This is a genomic window from Herbiconiux sp., assembly GCF_004297105.1.
Taxonomy (GTDB): domain Bacteria; phylum Actinomycetota; class Actinomycetes; order Actinomycetales; family Microbacteriaceae; genus Herbiconiux.
Window position 1 is genome coordinate 38932 of record NZ_SCVE01000018.1, and the last position, 23820, is coordinate 62751.

The 23820-nt window shown below is 67.8% G+C and carries 21 protein-coding genes; 8 read left to right on the forward strand and 13 right to left on the reverse strand.

What is annotated here, in order from left to right; all coding sequences use genetic code 11:
* Positions 1–18 precede the first annotated feature (18 nt).
* From EPO52_RS13765 to EPO52_RS13780, 4 genes are read left to right on the forward strand one after another with little or no spacing between them, the layout of a single operon-like run.
* Positions 19–1452 (forward strand): cytochrome ubiquinol oxidase subunit I, encoded by a 1434-nt coding sequence (locus EPO52_RS13765; protein WP_290807445.1) that lies wholly within the window; start codon positions 19–21, stop codon positions 1450–1452.
* 9 nt (positions 1453–1461) lie between these two features.
* Positions 1462–2463 (forward strand): cytochrome d ubiquinol oxidase subunit II, encoded by a 1002-nt coding sequence (cydB, locus tag EPO52_RS13770; protein ID WP_290807447.1) that lies wholly within the window; start codon positions 1462–1464, stop codon positions 2461–2463.
* Between the two features lie 59 nt (positions 2464–2522).
* Positions 2523–2762: a hypothetical protein gene (locus EPO52_RS13775; protein WP_290807449.1), complete on the forward strand. Its 240-nt coding sequence runs from the start codon at positions 2523–2525 to the stop codon at positions 2760–2762.
* A 3-nt stretch (positions 2763–2765) separates the two neighbouring features.
* On the forward strand, positions 2766–3116 hold the full coding sequence (locus tag EPO52_RS13780; RefSeq protein WP_290807450.1) for a DUF1801 domain-containing protein: 351 nt from the start codon (positions 2766–2768) through the stop codon (positions 3114–3116).
* A gap of 24 nt (positions 3117–3140) precedes the next feature.
* Here EPO52_RS13780 and EPO52_RS13785 read toward each other — a convergent pair whose 3' ends face one another.
* From EPO52_RS13785 to EPO52_RS13810, 6 genes are all read right to left on the reverse strand, one after another.
* Positions 3141–4148, reverse strand: a complete 1008-nt coding sequence (locus tag EPO52_RS13785; protein ID WP_290807452.1) for an FAD-dependent oxidoreductase — start codon at positions 4146–4148, stop codon at positions 3141–3143.
* A gap of 70 nt (positions 4149–4218) precedes the next feature.
* Entirely contained in the window at positions 4219–6228 is a 2010-nt protein-coding gene (locus EPO52_RS13790) for an AarF/UbiB family protein (RefSeq protein WP_290807453.1), read from the reverse strand.
* Positions 6229–6234: 6 nt separating this feature from the next.
* Positions 6235–8310, reverse strand: a complete 2076-nt coding sequence (locus EPO52_RS13795) for a DUF2156 domain-containing protein (protein WP_290807454.1) — start codon at positions 8308–8310, stop codon at positions 6235–6237.
* Positions 8307–9938 carry a bifunctional aspartate transaminase/aspartate 4-decarboxylase gene (locus EPO52_RS13800; protein WP_290807456.1) on the reverse strand — a complete coding sequence of 544 codons (1632 nt, stop codon included), beginning with the start codon at positions 9936–9938 and terminating at the stop codon, positions 8307–8309. Before EPO52_RS13800 ends, EPO52_RS13795 begins: the two co-directional genes overlap by 4 nt.
* Positions 9939–9952: 14 nt before the next feature.
* Positions 9953–11659: a hypothetical protein gene (locus EPO52_RS13805; RefSeq protein ID WP_290807458.1), complete on the reverse strand. Its 1707-nt coding sequence runs from the start codon at positions 11657–11659 to the stop codon at positions 9953–9955.
* Between the two features lie 54 nt (positions 11660–11713).
* Positions 11714–12445 carry a hypothetical protein gene (locus EPO52_RS13810; protein WP_290807460.1) on the reverse strand — a complete coding sequence of 244 codons (732 nt, stop codon included), beginning with the start codon at positions 12443–12445 and terminating at the stop codon, positions 11714–11716.
* A gap of 80 nt (positions 12446–12525) precedes the next feature.
* On the opposite strand from EPO52_RS13810, the gene EPO52_RS13815 reads away from it, so the two are divergent.
* From EPO52_RS13815 to EPO52_RS13825, 3 genes are all read left to right on the forward strand, one after another.
* Entirely contained in the window at positions 12526–12966 is a 441-nt protein-coding gene (locus EPO52_RS13815) for a VOC family protein (protein WP_290807462.1), read from the forward strand.
* 16 nt (positions 12967–12982) lie between these two features.
* Positions 12983–13624: a winged helix-turn-helix transcriptional regulator gene (locus EPO52_RS13820; protein WP_290807464.1), complete on the forward strand. Its 642-nt coding sequence runs from the start codon at positions 12983–12985 to the stop codon at positions 13622–13624.
* Positions 13625–13779: 155 nt separating this feature from the next.
* Positions 13780–14601, forward strand: a complete 822-nt coding sequence (locus tag EPO52_RS13825) for a nucleotidyltransferase domain-containing protein (protein WP_290807466.1) — start codon at positions 13780–13782, stop codon at positions 14599–14601.
* 68 nt (positions 14602–14669) lie between these two features.
* Here the strand turns inward: EPO52_RS13825 and EPO52_RS13830 are convergent, their stop codons facing one another.
* Positions 14670–14948, reverse strand: coding sequence for a GlsB/YeaQ/YmgE family stress response membrane protein (locus EPO52_RS13830; protein WP_290807468.1), 279 nt, complete (start codon positions 14946–14948; stop codon positions 14670–14672).
* Positions 14949–15097: 149 nt separating this feature from the next.
* Here EPO52_RS13830 and EPO52_RS13835 point away from each other — a divergent pair, with 149 nt between their 5' ends.
* A complete protein-coding gene (locus EPO52_RS13835) occupies positions 15098–15772 on the forward strand; it encodes a response regulator transcription factor (protein WP_290807470.1) in 675 nt (224 codons plus the stop codon).
* Between the two features lie 124 nt (positions 15773–15896).
* Here EPO52_RS13835 and EPO52_RS13840 read toward each other — a convergent pair whose 3' ends face one another.
* The 6 genes from EPO52_RS13840 to EPO52_RS13865 all read right to left on the reverse strand — a co-directional run bounded on the left by EPO52_RS13840 (position 15897) and on the right by EPO52_RS13865 (position 23819).
* Positions 15897–16934, reverse strand: a complete 1038-nt coding sequence (locus EPO52_RS13840) for an LLM class flavin-dependent oxidoreductase (RefSeq protein WP_290807472.1) — start codon at positions 16932–16934, stop codon at positions 15897–15899.
* Positions 16935–17037: 103 nt separating this feature from the next.
* Positions 17038–18762 carry a glycogen debranching protein gene (locus EPO52_RS13845; protein WP_290807474.1) on the reverse strand — a complete coding sequence of 575 codons (1725 nt, stop codon included), beginning with the start codon at positions 18760–18762 and terminating at the stop codon, positions 17038–17040.
* On the reverse strand, positions 18759–20699 hold the full coding sequence (locus tag EPO52_RS13850) for a beta-L-arabinofuranosidase domain-containing protein (protein ID WP_290807477.1): 1941 nt from the start codon (positions 20697–20699) through the stop codon (positions 18759–18761). The genes EPO52_RS13845 and EPO52_RS13850 overlap by 4 nt, the downstream gene beginning before the upstream one ends.
* Before the next feature lie 4 nt (positions 20700–20703).
* Positions 20704–21522 carry a carbohydrate ABC transporter permease gene (locus tag EPO52_RS13855; RefSeq protein ID WP_290807479.1) on the reverse strand — a complete coding sequence of 273 codons (819 nt, stop codon included), beginning with the start codon at positions 21520–21522 and terminating at the stop codon, positions 20704–20706.
* On the reverse strand, positions 21519–22487 hold the full coding sequence (locus tag EPO52_RS13860) for a sugar ABC transporter permease (protein ID WP_290807481.1): 969 nt from the start codon (positions 22485–22487) through the stop codon (positions 21519–21521). The genes EPO52_RS13855 and EPO52_RS13860 overlap by 4 nt, the downstream gene beginning before the upstream one ends.
* A gap of 66 nt (positions 22488–22553) precedes the next feature.
* Positions 22554–23819, reverse strand: a complete 1266-nt coding sequence (locus tag EPO52_RS13865) for an extracellular solute-binding protein (RefSeq protein WP_290807500.1) — start codon at positions 23817–23819, stop codon at positions 22554–22556.
* Position 23820 lies beyond the last annotated feature (1 nt).

Sequence of the window (23820 nt, forward strand, 5' to 3'; positions counted from 1 at the left end):
AGCCGAGAGTCTGGCTCCGTGCAAGATCTCCTGGACCCCCTCATCCTGTCTCGTTGGCAGTTCGGCCTCACCACGATCTATCACTTCTTGTTCGTGCCGCTCACCATCGGTCTGGCCACCACCACGGCCGTCTTCCAGACCGTGTGGGTTCGTACGAACAAGGAGAAGTACCTCAGACTCACCCGCTTCATCGGCAAGATCTTCCTGATCAACTTCGCCATGGGCGTCGTGACCGGCATCGTGCAGGAGTTCCAGTTCGGCATGAACTGGAGCGACTACTCGCGTTTCGTGGGCGATGTCTTCGGTGCCCCGCTCGCGATGGAGGGCTTGCTCGCATTCTTCCTCGAGGCCACCTTCATCGGGCTCTGGATCTTCGGCTGGAACCGATTGCCGAGGCGCGTGCACCTGGCCACGATCTGGCTCACCGCCGTCGCATCGATCCTGTCGGCGTACTTCATCATCGCGGCCAACGCGTTCATGCAGAATCCGGTGGGCTATCAGATCAACGAGGGCCGGGGAAGGGCCGAGCTCACCGACATCTGGGCGGTCGTCACCAACAAGGTGGCGCTCGCCGCCTTCCCGCACACGATCGTGGCGTGCTTCATGGTGAGCGCCGCTCTGCTGATCGCGGTGGCCTGCTATCACCTCTACCGCAACCAGCACCTCGACGTCATGCGGCCGCTGCTGAAGTTCAGCCTCTGGACGATGGTGGGCGCCGGCATCCTCACCGTGCTGACCGGCGATCAGCTCGGGCTCGCGATGGTGCAGACGCAGCCGATGAAGATGGCGGCGGCTGAGGCGCTCTACACCACCTCGACGGGGGCGGATGCATCCTTCTCGATCTTCACGCTCGGCACTCCGGATGGCACGAGCGAACTGTTCTCGATCCGCATCCCCTACCTGCTCTCGTTCCTCTCGACGCACACGCTCGACGGCACGGTGGAGGGCATCAACGACCTCCAGGCGCAGTACACGCAGCTCTACGGGCCGGGTGACTACTCGCCGACGATCTGGGTCACCTACTGGGCCTTCCGGTGGATGATCGGCCTGGGACTCGTGTCGGTGGTGACCGCGATCACGGGACTGTTCCTCACCCGCAAGGGCCGCAGCCCGAAGCACCGCTGGATGTGGCGGGTGGGCATCTGGGCCTTCCCGCTGCCGCTCGCGGCCATGATCATGGGGTGGATCTTCACCGAGATGGGGAGGCAGCCGTGGATCGTGTTCAGCCTGCTGAAGACCTCGGATGCCGTGTCGCCGAACATCACCGGCGTCGACGTGCTGATCTCCCTCATCGTGTTCACCCTTCTGTATGGGGCTCTCGCGGTCGTCGAGTTCGGGTTGATCAAGCGTGCGGCCCAGAAAGGTCCCGAGCCCGCCGCCGTGGACGACCCGGATCACGACGACGCCTCTGCCTCCGGCGACCGCCCGCCCCTGCCCTCGACGGTCTACTAGGAGATTCCGATGGATCTGACAATTCTGTGGTTCTGTATCGTCGGCTTCTTGTTCGTGGGGTACTTCGTGCTCGATGGGTTCGATTTCGGCGTGGGGATGTCGTTGCCGTTCCTCGGCAAAGACGACACCGACCGGCGGGTGCTGATCAACACGATCGGGCCGGTGTGGGATCTGAACGAGACCTGGGTGATCGTGGCCGGCGCGGCATTGTTCGCAGCATTCCCCGAGTGGTACGCGACCTTGTTCAGCGGCTTCTACCTCCCACTGCTGCTGATCCTCGCCGCCCTCATCCTCCGCGGCGTCTCGTTCGAGTACCGCCACCAACGCCCCGAAGCGGCGTGGAAGAAACGCTTCGACCGGATGATCGTGATCGGCTCGGCCGTACCCGCGTTCCTCTGGGGAGTCGCGTTCGCGAACATCGTGCGCGGTGTCCCGCTGGATGCCGGCCACAACTACACCGGCACCCTGTTCGACCTGCTGAACCCCTACGCCCTCCTCGGCGGCCTCACGACACTGCTGCTGTTCTTCACCCACGGGGTCGTGTTCGTGTCCCTCAAGACCGACGGCGACATCCGCACCCGGGCCCGCACCCTGGCCGTGCGGTCGGGGGCGGTCACGATCGTGGTCGCGGCCTCGTTCCTGCTCTGGACCTCCCTGGCCTACGGAACTCTCGCATCGATGCTGCTCTCCGCCGGCGCCGCGGTCGCGTTGATCGCGTCGTTCGTCGCGAACCTCCGCGGCCGCGAAGGACTCGCGTTCGGCCTCATGGCCCTCACCATCGGGGTGGCGGTGCTGAGTTTGTTCTTCGCGCTGTTCCCCGACGTGATGCCCGCCTCCAACGACCCCGCGAACAGCCTCACCATCCAGAACGCGTCCTCCTCGCCCTACACTCTCTCGATCATGAGCTGGGTCGCGTTGATCGCCCTGCCCCTCATCCTCGCCTACCAAGGCTGGACCTACTGGGTCTTCCGCAAGCGCGTGACACGCGCCCACATCGCGCAGAGCGCCTGATGAGTGCCGGCCAACAGACGGTAGATTCGAGGCAAGCCACCCGCCCCCGATTGGAAACGATGCCGACCACTCCCCGTCCGTCCGGCGAAGGTCGACGCACCTGGACCTCGATGCACTTCTCCTACGCCGCGCTCGCCCTCAACGGGCTCGGGCTGGTGGTGCTGTTCGCCAACCTCCTGAGCGGCAACTCCTGGTGGGAGACGGCCATCGCGATCGCTCTCGGCTGTTTCGCCCTGGGCGGCCTGTGCGCCCTCCGCGCGCGCATCCTGCGCACCAGAGAACGACGCGTGGGCGGCTGAGCCATGGCCGGCGAAGTGCAGGACTACATCACGGGGCTCGGCGAGCCCGAGCGGTCGGTGATCGCCGAGATCTATGCGCGCGCGTCGGAGCTGGTTCCCGATGCCGTCGAGGGGCTCTCATACGGAATGCCCTCGCTGCTCTACAAGGGCAAGGGGCTGATCTCGGTCATGAGCACCAAGAAGCACATCGGCATCTACCCGTTCGGAGCACTCGGCGAGTACACCGCGGTGGCCGAGGGCGCGGGACTCGGAACCACGAAGGGCTCCATCCACCTCGGATCGGGTCAGCACCTCCCCGACGGACTGCTCGACCAGCTGATCCTGCGGAGAGTCCGTCAGCTCGACGAGAGCTGACTCGCGCGATTCCTGCGATCGGAATCATCGCCGGAGTGCGAGAGCCTGTCCGAGCGCATCGCCCGACTGCCACGCGGTGGCGACCGACGACCGTCCTCCCCAAGCATCCCCGCACACGCCGACCGTGCCGGACAGGGCGAAGGGTTGCGGATGCGGCGCGCTGGTGCGGGCGGAGGTCCAGCGGTGCGCGTGGGTCCAGTCAGGCCGGATGCCCGGATCGAGACCGAGCACCGCTCCGACTTCGGCGGTCACCGGATCGACCGCGCTCTCCGGGCGCTCGAGATGGTCGCGCGCGAAGCCGGCCGAGGTGTGCGCGACGATCACCGCTGCGCCGTCTCCTCGGCGGTCTCCGTCGTCGGCCAGGAAGGTGAGCACGGAGGAGCCGTGCACGAACGCACCGTGGAGATCGGCCGGCCAGAGCACGCGCGGGTAGCCGAGCGCCACGGCCACCACGGGATCCCAGGCATCCGGGCGTAGCTGCGCGCGCGACGGTGAAGACGCACCCAGAAGCCGGGCGGCCTGGGGTTCCGGCATCGCGAGCACCACGGCGTCGTAGAACTCGCCGTCGACGGATCCGTCGTCGTCGACGTGCTCGACGGTGCGCCCAGTCTCGACCTCGACACCCTCGGCGAGGTCGATCACGAGGGAGCGCAGACCGTGAGGGGCGGCATAGCGCAGGGTTCCGGCGGTCCGGTCGGCGCGGCGGGCCTCAGGATCCTCGATCGGATCGCGCCCGAGTACCGCGAACGACTCGGTCCAGGGTCGGGCCAGGCCCTTCTTCTCCCAGCCGGTCACCACCGCCGCGAACCCGGAGCCCTCGGGAACAGTGAAATACGAGGCCCCCAGATCGACGATGCGCCCGTGCAGGGTGCGTCCCGACATCCGGCCCCCGGGTCTGCGCCCGCGATCGACGACCCGCACGCTCACGCCGGTGGCGAGGAGCGCTCTCGCACAGGCGAGTCCGGAGATCCCCGCGCCCACGACGAGCACCGACTTCCGGGGAGAGGACGCGCGATCGGGCGAGGAGGTCACCGTCTCATCCTGCCCCGCTTTCGCGAGCGCCGCGCCCGATCGCGGCCATCGTGCCCGTTCGCTCGAACACCTACCGGCGGGAACGGCGCACGAAGATCTGCCGCACCACGCGGAGCAGACCGAGGAACCCGAAGAAGCCGATCAGAGCTCCCAGAAGGTCGAAGAGCCGCAGGCCGGTCGCCAGTTCCGGACTCGTGTCGGTGACGAGGAGCACGACGGCCACCACCACGGCGGCGATGGAGATCAGCGTTCCCACGATCTCCGATGTGATCTCCCGAAGGAACCGTTGACCGGACTCGTCGCGGAACGCCCGCAGCGTGATTCCCACAGATCCCTTTTCGAGGCCCGACAGCAGCGTGTCCAGTCGTCGGGGCAGACCGCGCACCAGGGAGGCGGTCACGGCCGCCTGCGCCTGGGCGCTCGTGGCCACCTGCTTGGCCGAGACCATGTGCCGCAGCACCCGGGGAACCACCGGAATCGCCCGCTCGACCAGATCGAAGTCGGGCACGATCACCGTGAGACACCCCTCCAGAGTGGCGAAACTGCGAAAGGCCGACGCGAGATCCGCCGGGAGGGCGATGCGATGGTGACGGATGACGTCGACCACACGGGTGAAGATCGAACCGTCACCCGACGGGAGGTGCCGCTGCGAGGTCAGGACGACCCCGATGTCGTGGCGGAAGGCGTCGAGGTCGACATCGTCCGGAACGTCGACGATGAGCAGCAGGGCGTCGGTCGCCGCGACATCGTCTTCGCTCGTCGCGGCCAGCATCACTGCGGCCAGGTGCTGGCGCTGGCTGCGCTCGATGACGCCGACGGCGCCGAAGTCGATCAGACCGAGCGAACCGTCCTCGCGCAGGATGACGTTGCCCGGGTGGAGGTCCGCGTGGAACACGCCGTGCACGAGGATCTGCTCGATCACGGTCGTCATGAGCGAGACGGCCAGGTGCTCGCGCGCCCCGGCCGTCAGATCGCTCAGTCGCGACGCGGCGCGGCTCAGTGGAACTCCGTCGATGAGGTCCATCGTCAGCATCCGTGGCCCGGACGCCTCGCGATGGATCTGCGGAACCGCGATCGGGATGCTCCGCCCGTGGTCGTCCTCCGCGATGAGAGCGAGCACGCTTCGGATCATCTCCGTGTTCGATGCCTCGATCCCGTAGTCGAGCTCGTCGAGGAGCGTGGTCGTGAATCCCTTGGCCATGTTCTCGAGCCTCAGATCGTGACCGGCCCGCGTGCGCGATTCCGCGCGGTGCGCCAGACGCAGGATGATGTCGACATCGGCTTCGACCTGCGCCCGCGCGGCGGGCCGCTGGATCTTCACGACCACCGCAGTGCCGTCGTTCAGCACGCCCGCGTGAACCTGGGCCACGGATGCGGCGGCCAGCGGCTCCGGGTCGATCGACCTGAAGACGGTCTCGAGTGGAGCCCCGATGCTCTCCTCGATGAGTGGCCGCACCGTCTCCCACGGCAGGGTGCTCGCGCCCGACTGCAAGGGGGCCAAGGCCCCGAGATACGGCTCCGGAATCAGATCTCGCCGCGTCGAGAGCACTTGGCCGAGCTTGACGAAGCTGACACCGGACTCGTTGATGGTCGAGACGATGGCCTGCGCCCGCTGCGCGCTCGTGCTGAGGTCGCCGGCGTCTCCCGACCGGCCGTGGAACAGCCAGCCGGCGCCGTGCCTCGACGCGATGGAGAGGATCTGGAAGTAACGCCGGGTGCGCCGACGCTGCCGCACCGCGGCTCGCACCACGGCGACGGGACTCCTCAGCGGCCGGGTGGGGAAGAGCGCCTCGAGGGCGACCAGCACGGCAAGCCCGAGCGCGAACACCCAGGCCACCGAAAGCACCAGGACCGCGAGCACGATCAGCGCGTGCCGGGTGCCGGAGACGGTGCCGTCGTCGAGGAGTCCGGTCTGATCGACGACCCAGGAGGCGAAGGGCAACCCCGACACGAAGACGAGCAACCCCACGACGATGCTTCGGGGCCAGCCGACGGGTGTGTCGAGGATGCGCCGCGCGACGAATCCCACGAGCGCCGCCGAGATCACGGCGAGCAGCACGGTCGCGACATCCGTCAGCATCACGGCTCAGTCTCGCCGGAGCATGTCGATGCCCGCGCCCGCGAACTGCCGGAGCGTCGCATCCGGCAGGAAGGCACGGGTGATCGCCGCGCCGATGCGTGTGAGGTCGCCTTCGTCACGATAGAGCAGGTAGATCGGCTCGGATCGCGGATTGAATTTCTGCTTGAACGTGTGGAGTGATGAGAACCCGTAGACCGGTTCGAGGATGCCGCTGAGCTGGCCGAGGAGATGCGCGATGCGCCCCTCGTCGTCGGCAGCCACGTGCGCGAGCGGAGCGCCCGACAGCGAGAGGATCGCGGCACCCTCGTCGGCGAACACGCGCGCGGACGAGCCGATCAGGAATTCCATGACCGACCCGAACCCGCCGTCGCGGCGCCGCATGAGATCGAGTGTCCAGCCGTGGTGCTCGCCCTGCGGGCCGAACATCGGCAGCCAGCTGAGAAAGCCATCGACGTCGCCCGCCGGCGACACAGCGAGTGCCAACCGCACCTCGGGGTCGTCGGCTTCCTGCAACGTACCGAGCGTGAAGCGCATCTCGGGAAGGTCTTTCTCCCCCACCCAGCCCTCCGAGATGGCTCGGAGCTGCTGGCGCACACCCCAGCTCTCGCTCGCGAAGGTGGTGAGCCGGAACGTCATGCCCTCGCGCTCGGCCTTGTTGAGCGCCGTGCGGATACTCGCCCACGCCTTTCCCGTGAAGGCCAACCCGGGAAGGTCGACGATGGTGTCGTCGGCGATGATGAGCTCGCGCCAGCCGTCCGGCAGGGCGTCCCTCGTGCGGGCGCTCGAGCTGAAGAAGCAGGGAACCAGCGAATCGCGCTCAGCCGCCTGCACGAACTCCGCGACACTGACGTGCGTCGCCTCCGGTGGTCCGAGCGGATCAGCCAGCACGATGGCGACTCCCGCGTGCTTCTGGTACGGCACCAACCCTCTCGAGGTGCGGTAGTACTCCATGCCCTCCCAGGTCGCCATCCACGACAGGGTGCCGCCGCCTTCCGCTTTGATGATCGCGCGCGCGTCGTCCGCCGTCGGCAGGGCACCCGCTGCAGAGTCCTCGCTGCGGCCCGACCCCACGACTCCGAGCGGCCGCCGGCGATGCGCGCGGAAGGCGTGCCGGGTGGCGACGAGATACACGAGGAATGCGAGCCAGAGAACGGATGTCGCCACGGTCACGTCGGCGTCGCCCCACGTCAAGGGCAGCTCGACGGGGTCGAGCTGCGAAAGTGCGACGTAGAGCACGGCGACTGTCACGTTGACCCCGGCCCAGATGACGCTCAGGGTCCAGGCCCAGCGCTGCCCGAGGCGGAGCCCGTTCGTCACCGACAGGATCACCACGGTGTCGATCAGCACCTCGATCCACGGGCCGTCGGCCGCGGCGGTGGGCCCGAACGGCCCGTCCGTGGGAACGAGGAGTGTGACGATCTGGATGACGCCGAGCGCGAGACTGGCGGCGAAGGCGAGCAGCCGACGCTCCCGGATGCTGGCGCGCTGCACGCGGAAGGAGCGGTCGACCGCCAGGACCGCGACCACCGCGAACGCGTGCTCGAGGTCGGCCAGGGTGCCGAGGAAGAGCAGGCCGATCGCGGCGTAGCCGACCACAATGATCCAGCCCCGCTGTCTCCAGGGTGAGGCGAAGAGGGAGACACACGCCGCGAAGCATGCCATCGTGCCCCCGGATGCTCCGACGTCGAGCTGGCCGGCGAGGTTCACCGCCCACGGCCACGGCAGCTGGCCGGCAGCCCAGAGGAACGCGGCCGTCGCGAGCACCGCGACGAGCTGGCCGGCGCCGAAGTAGGCCAGGGCGACTCGCGATCCACGTCGCCACTCGAGCAGGCCCATCCAGAAGAAGCCGACGATGGCGAAGACATAGCCCACCGGATGCGCCACGAAGAAGGTGCCGGTGAGGGGAGTCCACCACCGACCGTCCTGGAACGCCGGCAGACCGAAGGCCACCTGCTCCCACCAGGGCTGATCGATCGTCGCCGACCAGAGCCCCTGACCGACGAGGCCTACGACGAGCACCACCGCCACGACGGTGAGAGTGGCGGGGAGGCGTGAGACCGCGCGGCCGACGATGCGCTTCATCCTCTGGTCGTCTCCCATTCTTCGACGTACTGCAGGGCGACAGCGCGCAGGCTTCTGCCGATGTGAGCGTAATCAACGTCGCGGAGGTTCGCCAGCGAGATGCGGATCGACCATTGCGGGCCTTCGAAGCCACCGCCGTTCAGGAGGATGATCCCTGTCTGTTCGGCGAGCCGGAACAGGATGTCGGTCGGCTCGTAGTTCGCCTCGAGGAATTGCGCGAATTCCGGCTCCCAGTGGCGGCGGGCGTAGCCCAGCAGATCGAGCTCGACGTAGTAGCCCACCCGGTTCGGGTCCTCGGGGAACTCGACTCCCATGCCCGCCGTCAACATGGCGAGCCGCCGGCGGATGAGTGCTTGCACGGCGCGCCGGTAGTCCGACTCGGTATCGAGCACGCAATAGGCGGAGAAGAGGAGCATCATGCACTGCTGCGGCAGGGAGAGACCCGCGGTGTGGTTGAGGGCCACGGAGCGGCTATCGGCGACGAGACGGTCGATGAAGCGGATGTGTCGAGGCGCGAGGGAGAGTGTGCCGTAACGCTCATCGAGCTCGGCCTTGTCGTGCTCGGGCAGGGCGGCGATCGCGTCGTCGATGATGTTGTCCGAGCTGAGCGCGATGGCACCGAGCCGCCATCCGGTTGCGCCGAAGTACTTGGAATAGGAGTACACCCCGATGGTGTTGCGCGGCAGTTCCGCGAGGAGTGAACGGAAACCGTCGATGAACGTGCAGTACACGTCATCCGTGATGATCGTCAGGCCCGGATTGTGGTGACGCACGACGTCGGAGATCTGCTGGATCGTGGAATCGGCGATGCGCACCGACGGGGGGTTCGACGGATTGACCACGAAGACGGCTCTGACGGAGGGATCGCGGAGCCGGTCGATCTCGCTGGTGGGGTACTGCCAGAGGTTCACCCCCCGCTCGTCCACCTCGCTGGCGGCGAGGTGGACGACGTCGAAGTCGTAGTCGGAGAGGCGCGGTATCTCGAGGTAGGGCGTGAAGATCGGCGTCATGATCGCGATGCGATCGCCCCTGCGGAGCACCTTGTTCGTGATCAGCGAGTCGAAGATGTAGCAGATGGCGGCGGTGCCGCCTTCGACGGCGAACAGATCGAACGGTGTCGACGGCTCGACTCCGGCACACAGCTCCTGCACGAGATAGCGGTGCGTGATCGCCTCGGCGTGAGCGAGCATCCGGTCGGGATCCGGGTAGTGGTCTCCGATGACCGAGTCGGCGAGCTCCCACACGAACGAGTCGGGTTCGAACCCGAGCTGATCGATGCCGTAGTCGAGCACGCGGCGCAGCAGCGCCGACCCCGGCACGTCGTCATTGTGTTCGAGCCACTCGGCGAAACGCTCGGCGATGCCGTCCTTCTCCGGCACCCCGATGAGATCCGGATGCCACTCCCGGTTCTCACGACTGACCGTGAGCGCGAATCGGCCGAGGGCGAAGAACGCCTCACGCGGTGCGGATGCGATGAAGTTCGGATTGCCGCGCCCGGCGTTGAGCATCTGGAACGCCGTGCGCGACTCGTGTTCGCCGGCGATGCGCTTCAGCTCCGCCTTGAGCTCGAACGGGGAAAGGGTCTGCAACCTCACGATCTCGTCGCGCGAGAGACGGGAAATCGGCACGTGAACTCCTCCGGTCAGCCTGCGGTCGCAGCGACGACGACGACGCCACCGATGGTCAGGACGATGTTGCCCACCGCGTAGGGGATCGTGAAGCCGAGAAGTGGAATGCTGCTTCGAGCGCGTTCTCGCACGGCGCCCACGGCGGCCGTGGTGGTGAGCGCACCAGCCAGCATGCCGAGAATCAGCACCGGCTCCGTCCTGCGGAAGAGGAATCGGCCGGCGACGGTCATGACGAACAGCGGTACCAGCGTGACGGCGGCTCCCGCGATGAGCAGGCCCACGCCGTACTGGCTCAGCCCTTCGATGAAACCCGGCCCGGCATCGATGCCGACGATGGCGACGAACATCGCAAGGCCCACGGTCTCGAAGAACCACTGCGCCCCCGGAGGGATGTTTCCGAAGGTCGGACGCTTCGAGCGCCGCCATCCGAGCACGAGCCCGACGAGCAGCACTCCGACGCTCGAGGTGAGCGAGAGCGGTACGTCTCCCACCAGGAGGCTCGGCACGCCGATGAGCGCACCGAGAGCGATACCGAATCCGATGGTGACGATGTCGGTCTTGGGATCTGTGCGCTCGGGCCGGCCGACGGCCGCGATGCCGCTCTCGAGCAGCTCCACGGGACCTTGGACGCGCAGTTCGTCGCCTGCCCGGAGCACCGTCGTCGACGTGACCGGAATGACCTGGCCGGCCCGGGTGATCCGGGTGGCGAAGATGCGGCGTGAGCGCGAGTCGCCGCGGAGGTCGGCGACCGTACGGCCGATCGCGTCCTCGCTGGTCACGACGATGTCGAGCTCCTCCACAGGGAAATCGAGGAGCTCCTGGTCGGCGACCTCGACCCCGCTGGTCTCCCGGTACTGGGCGATCACGGCGGGCGTGGATCCGGTGATGACGATCACGTCATTCGGAACGAGGACCTCCGCGGGGTCGGGTTCGACCACGGACGCCCCTCGCCGCAGTCGTGCGACGTAGATGTGCGAACCCGCGGCCTCATAGGCAGCGTCCTCGAGTTCGCGCACCGTTCGTGGCACGAACTCCGGGGCCAGGCGGTACGACCGTCGCGCGACAGGCTCGAACGCGCTCCGGACATCCGGCGCATCCTCGCGGAACCCGAGCTTCTGTTCGAGATCCCGCGCGGCGAGAGGAAGATCTCTGATGCCCAGAAGGCGGGGTGCGAGGAGGGAGATGAACAGCGCCGCGCCGACGGTGCCGAAGATATAGGTGACCGCGTAGGCGACGGGCACGAGGTCGCTCCACTGCGCGGCCGCACCGGCATCGACCGGCAGTCCGCCGATGGCGTCTTGCGCCACTCCGATGATGGCGGACTGGGTCAGGCCGCCGCTGGCGAGCCCCGCTGCGACACCCGGGTTGTACCCCAGCGCAAGACTGATGCCGATTGTCACTGCCAGACCCACGACAGCCGTCAGTACGGCGAACAAGGCCTGCGGGAGACCGGAGCGTCTGAGGCCCGAGAAGAACTGGGGTCCGAGTTTGTAGCCGAGCGAGAAGAGGAAGAGGAGGAAGAAGGTCTGCTTCCTCACCGGCGCGACCTGGAGATCGCCCCCGATGAGCACCCCGAAGACGACCCCCACCAGCAGCGTCGAGGTCACCGTGCCCAGACCGATCCCGCGCACGGTGACGCGGCCGAGGAGGAATCCGAAGCCGAGGGTGGCGAACACCACGATCTCCGGGCGGGCGACGAGCGTGTCGTGGATCCAGTGCATCCTGCGCCTCCTCCCCGGGGCAGGATCTCTCCGAATCACGCCTTCCCCAAAAAATTACGAGGAGTGCTCCGATTGCGCAAGGGTCGTGCCGTGGGTGTCTCGAAGGGCTGCCGCACCGACGCAGACGACCCAGATCAGCCAGGGGAACGTCGCGAGCAGCACCGTCGCTCCCCCGCCCGCGGCGAAGAACGAATCAGGACTCGTTCCCCCGAACATCGTGGGCAGCGAGAGCAGGTTCAGGGCGGCGACGCCGTAGGCGAGATGGCCCGTCCAGCGCGGCAGCGCTCCGGAGGCGATGATGACATAGGCGGCCGATGCGGTGACAAGCGCTGTCAGCGTGCATCCGATCGTCCCGAACATCAGTGTGTCGCCGACGGTCAGGGCGCGGAGTGACGACGGATCGGGCGCGAGTCCGATCGTGTCGAGTGCGGTGGCACCCTCGAAGGCGTCGCCCGCCAGGGTGACCCCTACCAGGAGCAGCCCCGAACCGTACATGATGCCCGTCACCCACTGCAGGTCGGGCCGGATCCTCGTGATGAGCTGACGGAAGCCAGAGATGAACACGATGATCGCCGACAGGAGGAACGTGTCGAACAGCGCGGTGAACAGGAGACGATTCGCCGCCGACGACACGGATGCGCTGAGCGCGTCGGCCGAGTCGATCGGCGGAGCAGGCGAGAACAGCACGAGCTGCAGCACGAACTCGGCGAGCGTCAGCACGCCGACCGCTATGGCGGCGATCCCGGTCCAGCGTCGCACATCGGGCCCGGGACGACGATCGTTCATGTCATCGGCCTTGACGGCGTGCTTGTTTTTTGCAAGTGTGTACAGCGTCCACATACGGACCCTACGTCGAGGAGACCACGATGACCACCATGATGTTCGTCAACCTGCCGGTGACCGACCTGGAGCGCGCGAAGACGTTCTACACGGCCATCGGATTCACCGTCAACCCGAAGTTCACCGACCACAACGCCTCCTGCGTCGTGGTGGAGCCCGACCACAGCGCCTTCATGCTGCTGACCCGCGAGTACTTCCAGACCTTCAGCTCGCGGCCGATCGGTGACCCCTCGAAAGAGGTCTCGGTGTCCACCGCGATCTTCGTCGACACGCGCGACGACGTCGACAGCGCCGTCACGGCAGGGCTCGCCGCCGGCGGCACCGAGGCGCAGGAAGCATCCGACTACGGATTCATGTACCAGCGGCAGCTCACCGACCCCGACGGCAACATCATCGAGTTCGGCTGGATGGACCCGGTCGCCGCCGAGCAGGGCCCCGAGGCCTTCGCCGAGCAGCAGCAGGGCTGAGGACGGCGGGACGCCGATGGCCGCACGCGATTACGGGCAGTACTCCGGCATCACCCGCGCCATGGAACTCGTGGGTGAGCGCTGGGCGCTGCTGATCGTGCGCGATCTGCTGGTGGGACCGCGCCGGTACGGAGAGCTCGCGGCGGGGCTGCACCGCATCCCGAGCAACATCCTCGCGGCGCGCCTGAAGGAGCTGCAGGCGGCGGGCGTGATCAGGCGGGCACCGCGGTCACGCGTGATCGTGTACGAGCTGACGCCGTACGGCCGCGAGCTCGAACCGGTGGTGCTGGCACTGGGCGCCTGGGGCTTCAAGGCCCTCGACGATCCGCGACCCGAGCAGCTCATCACTCCGGAATCGATGACGATGGACCTCCGCAGCGCCTTCCGCCCGGATGTCGCCCTCGAGCTGCCGGCCACGGCCTACGCGGCGCGGCTCGGCTCCACGGAGCTGCTCATCCGCGTCGATGGCTCGAGTCTCGACGTGCGACCGGGCGACGGCCCGGTCGACCTCGCCTTCTCTTCCGACGCCGGTATCCGCCACCTCATCTCGGGCGAACTCACCCCGCAGCACGCCCTCGATTCGGGCACGATCGAAGTCCTCCGGGGCCACGAACACCTCCTCACCCGCTTCGCGACCACCTTCCACCTGGCCGCCTGAGCTGGCGTCATTGAAGCTGATCATTCCTCGCTGTGGGCATGTTCGCGGCATCCGAAAACAGGAACCGGTCGTCCCGAGACACGCCTGCCTCATCCGATAGCCGCGTCGGCCGGCGCGCCTAACCTGAAGAGCACCACCACGAGCGAGGAGGGGGTGTGCCGGTGCGTGCTGTTCCCGAGTCGCTCGATTCCGGCGTGGTCGCGGAGATCGATCGGCGTCTCCACTCCGTGGGCTCCGCCCACGACGTGACCATCCTCTGGGCCATCGAGAGCGGAAGCCGTGCGTGGGGCTTCCCGTCGCCCGACAGCGACTACGACTGCAGGTTCCTCTTCGCCCGGCCGGCCGACCACTACCTCTCCCTCTGGCCGGATCGCGATGTGATCGAGACCCCGCTCGACGAGATCTTCGACGTGAACGGGTGGGATCTCGCGAAGGCAGTGAAGCTCGTCGCGAAGGGAAATGCCACGGCGATCGAGTGGCTCCGGTCACCGATCATCTACGAGGGCTCGCCGACGTTCCGCGACGACATGCTGGAGTTCGCCGAGGCGGTCGTGGAGCGCGCATCCATCGGTCGTCACTACCTGCACGTCGCTCAGCAGCAGAAGACCGGCAGCCCGTCACTCAAACGCGTGTTCTACGTGCTCCGGCCCGTGATGGCACTGCGGTGGCTGCGCGTGCACCCGTCGGCGGTCATCCCGCCCATGGATCTTCCGACCCTGCTGGCCGAGAGCGACGTCGAGCGCTCGGTGAGCGATGCCATCACCGACCTCGTGGCGGCGAAGGCGATCACGCGCGAGCTCGGCGCGGGATCCGCTCCCCCGCTGCTGGAGCGATTCATCGAGGAGGAACTGCGTCTCGGAGAGCAGTTCGACCAGCTGCCGCGGGAACGCGATGCGGCTCACGTTCGACGAGAGGCCGACCGCTTCTTCCGCACTCAGCTCACCACTCGACCGGACACTCCCGCGCAACCCCGCTGATCCGTCACTTTCGGCCCTAAAACCACGCGGGAAGGGCCGGAAGTGACGGATGGCGAGGAGGGAGGGGGTCAGCGGCGCACTGCGCGCCGGCCGGCGAAGCGGGTCCAGATGAGCAGCACGATGATCGCGCCGATGATGGAGCCGATGATGCCGGCGGGCTGGAAGAAGCCGTCCATCGGGTCGTGCTGGAAGATCAGGAAGCCGAGGAAGCCGCCCACGAACGATCCGACGATCCCGAGCACGATGGTCATCAGGATCGACAGGTCCTGCTTTCCGGGAACGATGAGACGGGCGAGCGCCCCGGCGATGATGCCGATGACGATGAGGCTGATGATGAGACCGATCATGGTGGGATTCCTTCTGGAGTTCAGGATGCACGGAGTGCGCATCTCGCCGCCGACCTGGGCCGACTCATCTCAGCGAAGCACGGCGCGCGGGTGGCCGGGTCACCCCTAGGGGTGGTCTTCCCCTCCCCTCGCAGGTGTACCGTCAAGGCATGAGCACCGTCACCAGCGAAGGACGACCCATCCGGGTGGCCCTCGTCGACGACTACGACGTGGTGCTGGCGGGGCTCGCCCACATGTTCGACCACTATCGCGACCGCATCCTCGTGTGCGAGATCGACGCGAACGCCACCCTCGACGACCAGGTGGACATCGTCTTGTACGACTCGTTCGCCCAGCCCGAGTCCGACCAGCAGGAGCTCGGTGCCCTCGTGCGCAACCCCCGCGCGAGCCGCGTCGTGGTCTACACCTGGAACTTCCACCCCGAGCTCGTGCAGAGCGCCCGGCAGCAGGGCGTGCACGGCTACCTCTCGAAGACCCTCGCCGCCCGCGACCTGGTAGCCGCGCTCGAAGCCGTGCACGCCGGCGACACCGTCGTCAGCACACCGCCGCGACGGGCGAGCAGCGCGCTCGGTCTCGACTGGCCGGGCCGGCACGAGGGCCTCACCGACCGCGAGTCCGAGATCCTCGCGCTCATCACACAGGGCAAGAGCAATGCGGATGTCGCAACCCTCACGTACCTGAGCCCGAACACCGTCAAGACCTACATCCGCAGCATCTATCGCAAGATCGACGTCACCAGCCGCACGCAGGCGGTGATCTGGGGAATCGAGCACGGGTTCGCCCCCGACCACCACCGCATCGACCACTGGCTCGGCGGTCCGTAGCCACCTGACGGCGGCGGCGGATGAATCCGGGTCATTCCTCCGCCGGCGCCCGCGTGCCCTGGTTCACCGGGTACGCAGGCGCTGCACCCGAGAGGGACCCGCGAGGTCGACCGGCAGTGAGCCCTTACCGCCAGCCGAGGGCCGGAGCCACCTCCGTGAGGATCGATTCGATCACGTGGGCGTTGTACTCGACGCCCAGCTGGTTCGGCACGGTCAGGAGGAGGGTGTCGGCCTCGGCGATCGCCTCGTCGTCGGCCAGCTGCTGCACCAGGCGCTCCGGCTCCGCCGCGTAACTGCGACCGAAGATGGCCCGCATGCTCGCATCGATGTTGCCGATCTGGTCTTTGCCCTCCCCGGTGCCGCCGAAGTACGCGCGGTCGAGGTCGTTGGTGATGGCGAAGATGCTGCGGCTCACCGAGACACGCGGCTCGAAGCCGTGTCCGGCTTCCTTCCAGGCGTCGCGGAACTCGCGGATCTGCTTCGCCTGCTGCACGTGGAACGGCTCGCCCGACTCGTCGACCTTGAGCGTCGACGACTGCAGGTTCATGCCGAGTTCGGCCGCCCAGCGCGCGGTGGCGTTCGACGCGGCACCCCACCAGATGCGCTCGCGCAGGCCCTCGGAATGCGGTTCGATGCGCAGCAGACCGGGCGGATTGGGGAACATCGGGCGCGGGTTCGGCTCGGCGAAGCCCTCGCCCTTCAGCACCTCGAGCAGCACCTTGGTGTGCTCACGGGCGAGGTCGGCATCATCCTGGCCCTCCCCCGGCTGGTAGCCGAAATAGCGCCATCCTTCGATGACCTGCTCGGGTGATCCCCGGCTGATTCCGAGCTGGAGTCTGCCCCGCGAGATGAGGTCGGCTGCGCCGGCATCCTCGGCCATGTAGAGGGGGTTCTCGTAGCGCATGTCGATCACGCCGGTACCGATCTCGATGGTCGAGGTGCGGGCACCGACCGCGGCGAGGAGGGGGAACGGGGAACCGAGCTGCCGGGCGAAGTGGTGAACCCGGAAGTACGCGCCATCCGCCCCCAGCTCCTCAGCGGCGACCGCGAGATCGATCGACTGGAGGAGGGTGTCGGATGCGCTGCGCGTCTGGGACTGCGGCGACGGCGTCCAGTGCCCGAAGGAGAGGAAGCCGATGCTCTTGCGATTCGTTGCGGTCACGCCGTGTGCAACGCCCGGGGCCGGGCGCGCATTCCATGCATTCGCAAGAAGTTCTCCCCTCGGTTGCGGGCGAGCATCGGTCAGGCTGTGAGCACGGACACGATCAGGCTTCCGCGTGCACCCGGGCGCGCTCCACGGCCTCCCGCGCCAGCACGAGATAGCAGCTCGCCGTCCAGGTGTAGGCCCGGTCGCGGAGGGCTTCTCCCGTGAGCGCATCGAAGTTCTCGGCGAAGCCCGAGCGCTCGCAGAGGCGCAGGAAGCGGTGGCTCACGACATCCGCGAGCTCGGCGTGGCCGCTGTGCCGCAGCCCGTGCTCGACGAGGGCGGTGGACGGCGCCCAGATCGGCCCTCGCCAGTAGCCGTCACCCTCGTACTCGTCGGTGTCGACCCGCTGGGTGGCCGGCCCGAACTCGGTGAGATGCCCCGCGATCGTCTCCGCCACCCGCCGCACGACCTGATCCGGCAGGTGGTCCGCCGCGACGATCGGCAGCGCCGTGAGAAGCGACGTGGTCTTGCTCGCCCGACCGCTGAGAGCGCTCCGGGCGACGAACGCGTCGCCTTCCCAGAGGTGCAGCAGCGCACGGCCCATGGCGGCGCACTCCGCCTGCCACCGCGCAGCGTCGTCCTCGAGCCCGAGCTCGGTCGCGAGGTCGGCCAGCACGTCGAGCTGCACGGTGAGGAAGGCCGCGAGGTCGGGAGCCTCCACCACGCGATCGCGGTCGAACATGGTCGCGTTGTCCCACCCGCTGTCGTTGCCGTGCTGGTAGTGGGCGAGCGGATGGCCCGGCACGCGACGGTTCTCGAGCCAGAACCCGGTCCAGCGAGCCAGTGCGTCGTAGATCGTGCGGAGCACCCCGAGATCGAGTGGGGCCGGCAACGAGGCCCGGAGCCGGCGCAGCGCCCAGCCGTGGATCGGCGGCTTGACGAAGTTGTAGAGCACCTCGGAGTGCGTGACGGAGTCGGGGAGAGCCCCGCGGCCATCCTGGAGGTCGAAGACCACGAGGAACTGGTCGAGGGCCTCCGCCGGCAGCCCGGGTGAGAGCGCCAGGGCGTTGAAGCAGTGGTCCCAGCTCCAGACCTTGTCCATCCAGTGCTTCGACATCAGGATCGACTCGCGCTCGAGGAACCCCCGCGGCGAGACGGTGGCCGACCAGAGCACGTAGCAGGCGCCGATCGCGGCGGGAGTGCTCTCGGTCCGCCAGGGGGCGATGCGGTCGACGTAGTCGTCGAACTCCGCCGCCACCGCGTCGCGCGCGGAGTCGAACGAGCGGTGCGGCACGAAGGGTGCCCGGGCCGCCTCGTACTCCTCGATCACGATCTCCCACTCGTCGCCGCTCGCGGTGACCGCGCGCTCGGCTGCACCCAGCAGCTCGGCGCCGACGATGGTCAGTGCCCCCGACAGCGCCGTCACCCGGTACCGTCGGCCGGTCTCGTAGGAGGTGAACACGGCCGCGCCGTCGACCGGATCCTGGAAGAGGTAGGTGCCGGTGAACGGTGTGAGTTCGGTCGCCGCCTCGCCGATCCGCAGGTCGAGCGAACGACCTCGCACCCGAAGAGTGCTCTCGTCGTCGAAGACCGCCTCGATCGTGCCGTCGTCGGCGATCCAAGTCAGCGCAGCGGCACAGACCTCCGTGGTCGTGGAGACGAGGACACCGTCACGACAGGGCTCGAACCCCAGAACCGCGTGCATGCCCGTCTGGTGGGAGACGAGGTGCAGGTTCTCCCGGGTCTCGTGCAGGGCCACCACGGGCGACAGGTCGAACCACGCGCCCCGGCGGCTGAACGGGATGTCGCGGATGTCGAATCCCGCCGCCGACGGTGCCGTCACGCTGTTCCCTCGAGCGGCAGGAAGACGCGCATCGTGGACGGGCCGCGCTCCGCCCATCGGTGATACGGAACCAACGAGAGCTCGATCGGCCCTGAGCCGACGGATGCCGGCGCGCTCGACGCATAGGGCAGGTCACTCTCCGTCCCGGGCAGAGCAACGATCTCCGCGGTGACGCGGGCGCCATCCGCCTCCGACACCGGGAGAGCGCGCACGTCGAGCCGCACCGCATCGATCCCGACCCCGGCCGGCAGATCGGTCGACTCGAGGCAGAGCACCAGCGGACCGCGCTCGATGGCCGCGCTGCCGCGCACGGCATCGATCCGGAGGTCGGGCCAGGTGAATCGCGGCTCGACCGGGAGCTCGATCACGATCCGGTCGCCCGCCGCGAAGGTTCTGCGGATGTCGGCCCAGCCCGGCTCGACCGGCTGGGGCTCTGCCCCGTCGACCATCACGGTCGCGCCGTCGGCCCAATCCGGGATCCGGAGACGCAACCGCGACTCTCTCTCCGGAGCGCTCTGCACGAGGATGCTGATCGTCCCCTCCTCCGGGTACGCCGTCTCGGTGCGGAGCGAGAACCCGCCCAGCCGCAGCTCGCCGGCCGCGTACTGCAGCACCGCGATCCCCTCCTCGTCGGCCGCCGCGAGGTAGGCACCCAAAGACGCGAGAGTGCGGGCCACATTCGTGGGACAACACGAGACGTCGAACCAGGGCGCTCGCACACCACTTTCAGCGCGGTTGTTGACTCCGTCGAACGCCTCCGCACCCCGCTCACGCTGATGGAGCGGATTCGCATAGAAGAACGACCGGCCGTCGCCGCTCGGGGAGGTGGCGACCACATTGAACATCGTGCGCTCGATGAGGTCGGCGTACCGCACCTCCCCCGTCGCCAGGTAGAGCCGCCAGGCGAGCATGATCGATCCCACCCCCGCGCAGGTCTCGCAGTAGGCGCGGTCGGCGGGGAGCTCCCAGTCGTCGCCGAACCCCTCGTCCTGGTGCCGCGATCCCATTCCGCCGGTGACATAGGTGCGGCGGGCCACCGTGTTCTCCCACTGACGCACCACGGCGTCGAACAGCACCCGGTCATCGGTCTCGACGGCCACGTCCAGAGCTCCCGCCGTGAGGTAGAGGGCTCTGACCGCATGGCCGCGCAGAACGGTCGCATCCCGGACCGGCGTGTCGTCCTGGAAGTACTCCGCCGACAGCAACGGGATCTCCGGCAGGAGGCCGTGCCCTCGGCGTTCCACGAACAGCCCTGCCAATTCGAGGTAGCGACGCTCGCCGAATGCGCGCCCCGCTTCGACGAGCGCCACCTCTATCTCGGGATGACCGCACACCGCGATGCGGCCGGCCGGCCCGAATTCTTCGTACAGCTGATCTGCCGCGCGCCGCGCGATCTGCACCAGCCGATCGTCACCACCACTGCGCTGCTGCGCCACCGCCGCCTGCAGCAGGTGACCGACGTTGTAGAGCTCGTGCCCCATCGCCAGGTCGGAGTACCGGGACGGGAGCCCGGGATGCCCGAACGCCGTGTTGAGGTACCCGTCGGCATCCTGCGCGTCGCCCACGCGCTCCACGAGCGCATCGAATGCCGTCTGCAGACCGGGATCGGCGGAGCGGGCGAGTTCCCAGGCCATCGCCTCCAGGAGCTTGTAGACCTCCGAGTCCGAGAACTGCCAGCCGGGACGGTCGGTGATCGTCTCCCCGCGGGCCACCCGGTCGAAGTTCTCCAGCCAGCCCAGCCGCTCCATCCACTGCAGGCAGTGCTGCAGGGTGGCGCGGGCATTGACGTTCTGGCGACGGCCCCAGAAGCCGATCGGATCCAGCGTCGCGTCGGTGATGCCGATCCCTCGACGAGGTCCCGACGAGGGGATGACCGGCGCCGATGCCGAGGCGGCGAGATCGGGGGCCGCCTCGGCGGCGGAGACGGACAGAGTCACGGGTTCAGTCCTTCACTGCGCCGGCGGTGACACCGGCGGCGACGTAGCGCTGGGCGACGATGAGCAGGATCGCCGCGGGGATGGAGGCCACGACGGCGGTGGCCATGATGGCGTTCCACTGCGTCGTGTTGTTGCCGATGTACGAGTAGATGCCGAGGGTCACGGGCTTCAGCACGGAGTTCCTCGCCAGGGTCGACGCGAACACGAAGTCCGACCACGCCCAGAGGAACGCGAACAGCGCCACGGTCAGAGCCGAGTTGCGGCTGAGCGGCATCACCACCGAGATGAAGGTGCGCCAGGCACCCGCTCCGTCGATGCGCGCCGCTTGGAGCAGTTCGCGGGGAAGTCCGCTCATGAAGGCCGTGAACAGCAGCACACCGAAGGGCACGGCGATGGTGGAGTCGGCGAGGATGAGTCCCCCGACGCTGTTGAGCAACCCGAGCCGCACGTAGATCGCGTAGAAGCCCATCGCCATGACGACGCCGGGGATCATCTGGGCCACCAGCAGCACGAAGTTCAGAGTGCGGCCACCGCGCATGTTCAGCAGCGCGATGGCGTAGCCCGCCGGCGCCGCGATGACGAGCGTGAGGGCGACGCAGCCCAGCCCGATCAGGAGGCTCGTGCCGAGGTTCGGCAGCTGCTGACGCAACACCTCGGTGTAGCCGTCGAGGGTCGGGTCGGTCGGGAAGATGTGCGGAGGGCTGAGTCGGAGGTCCTGCGTCTTGGTGAACGACACGTTCACCATCCAGTAGACGGGGAAGAGCATCAGAGCGGTGAACACGATGCCGAGCATCGTCTTCCACCACGGGCGCCGGGCGGTCATGAGTTCTCCTGACGCCGCTGCATCTTCAGATAGATGAATCCGAAGATCAGGGCGATGATGATGAGGATGTTGCCGACCGCGGCGGCCGGCGAGAGGTCGGGCTGGCCGGTTCCGAAAGCCTCTCGGTACGACCAGATGGCCAGGGTCGTCGTGGAGTTCGCCGGGCCACCGCTCGTCATCACCCAGATGATGTCCACGACCTTCAGGGTGTAGACGAGCCCGAGCAGGAGCGTGATGGCCGACACCGGTCGCAGCAGCGGGAACGTGATGCTCCAGAACTGCCGCCAGGCGCCCGCACCGTCGAGTGAGGCTGCCTCGTAGACGTCTTCGGGGATGCTCTGCAGGCCGGAGTAGAGGATGACCAGGTTGAACGGGATACCCAGCCAGATGTTGGCGATGATCACCGCGATCATGGAGGTGTCGGGCGAGGTGAGCCAGTTGATCTGGCCGATGCCGAAGGCCTGCAGGAACGAGTTCACGATGCCGTTGTCGCTGTTCAGCATCCAGGCCCAGGTCGATCCGGAGACGATGAGGGGCAGCAGCCACGGCACGAGGAACAGCGCCCGCAGGATGCCGCTGAGGCGGAAGCTGTTGCGGAAGAACACCGCGAGCGCCAGTCCGATCGCGTACTGGAAGATCAGAGAGCCCACGACGAACACCACGGTGTTGCCGAGGGCCTGACCGAACAGCGGTGAGGTGACGACGTCGATGTAGTTCTGCAGTCCGACGAACTCCGCATTTCCCTGCACGAAGGCCCGCACGGTGTAGTCGTGCACGCTGAGATCGATGCTGCGGATCAACGGATACGCGTAGAACGCGAGCAGGTACACCACGAGTGGTGCGGCGAACCCTGCCGCGGCCCAGCGCGAGCCGTTCAGCCCCGCCCGCCGGCGCTTGCGCGGGAGCTCCGCGACCGGAGCGGCGTCGCGTTCCGGTCGCGTGTCCGGCACTGTTTTGATGGTCATGACCAGTCCTTCATCGGATGTTCCGGGGAGGACGGGCGGTTCGCCCGCCCTCCCCGGAATCGGGTGCTACTTGCCGTTCGTCGCAGCGGATGCGGCCTGCTGGGCCGCGGTGAGCGCATCCTGAGGCGTCGACGCCCCGGAGAGAGCACTCTGCACAGCCGTCCACAACTGCTCGGAGATCAGCGGGTAGTCGGTGCCGAGGTTGTCGCTGGTGCGCCCCTTGGCGGCCTTGACGGCCGAGACCCAGGTCGTGAGCTCAGGGTGCTCCTCCAGCAGCTTCGACTGACCGTCGCTGGTCGGCGGGATGTAGTAGGCGAAGGTGTTGGCGGTCTCGACGAAGCCCTCCGGAGTCGTCATGCAGTCGACGATCTTCTTGGTGGTCTCGTAGCGGGAGGTGTCTTTCTGCACGGGAGCGGTGATGAACTCGCCACCGGTCGGGGCAGGGGCGACGCCGGAGTCGATCGCCGGCAGCTCGATGACGCCGGTCGCGAAGCTCTGCTTGGCAGCGCTGTCGACCTGCCAGGTGCCGTTCTCCGCGAAGGCGAAGTCACCCGTGATGAACTCCTCCCAGCTGGTGTTCTGCGAGTTGCCGATCACCGACTGCGGGGCGTAGCCCTGCTTCACCCAGTCGGTCCACAGCGTGAGCGCCTTGACGGCCTCAGGCGAGTCGAGCTGCGTGAGGTCGGCACCGGAGCCCCAGAACCAGGGCAGGAACTGGAACGAGCCCTCTTCGGTGTTGATCCCGGCGAAGGTGATGCCCTTGTGGCCCGCCGCGGTGACCTTGGCGAGTGCGTCGCTCAGCGCCGACCAGCTCGTGATCGAGGCCGGGTCGACACCGGCTGCCGTGAGGATGTCGGCGTTGTAGTACAGCGCGAGCGTGTTGGCGCCGATCGGCACACCATAGTCGCTGCCGTCCAGCTCACCCGCGGCGAGCAGGTTGGCGTCGAGCCCGGAGGTGTCGAGACCGAGCTCATCGGTGGTGGTGAGCATCCCGGTGTCGGCGAGGGTCGAGACGGCGGGGTTGTCCAGCAGGATCACGTCGGGCGACGTGCCCTCCTGGGCCGAGAGGAGTGCCTGGTTCGTGAGCGACGTCGTGTCGTAGGCGGTTCGCTCGATGGTGACCCCGGCCTCGGTTCCACAGGCCTGGACCCGATTGGCCCAGTCCGACCCCTCCTCGTGCTGGGGGTACGGGTCCCACCAGGTGTACGTGCCGCCGGCGGAGTCGGTCGCTGCCGCATCACCTCCGCCGGAACCGGTGCAGCCTGCGAGAGCGCCAACTGCGAGTGCTGCGACGGCGACGACGATCGGCGCGCGGAGCTTCTTGGTGATCATG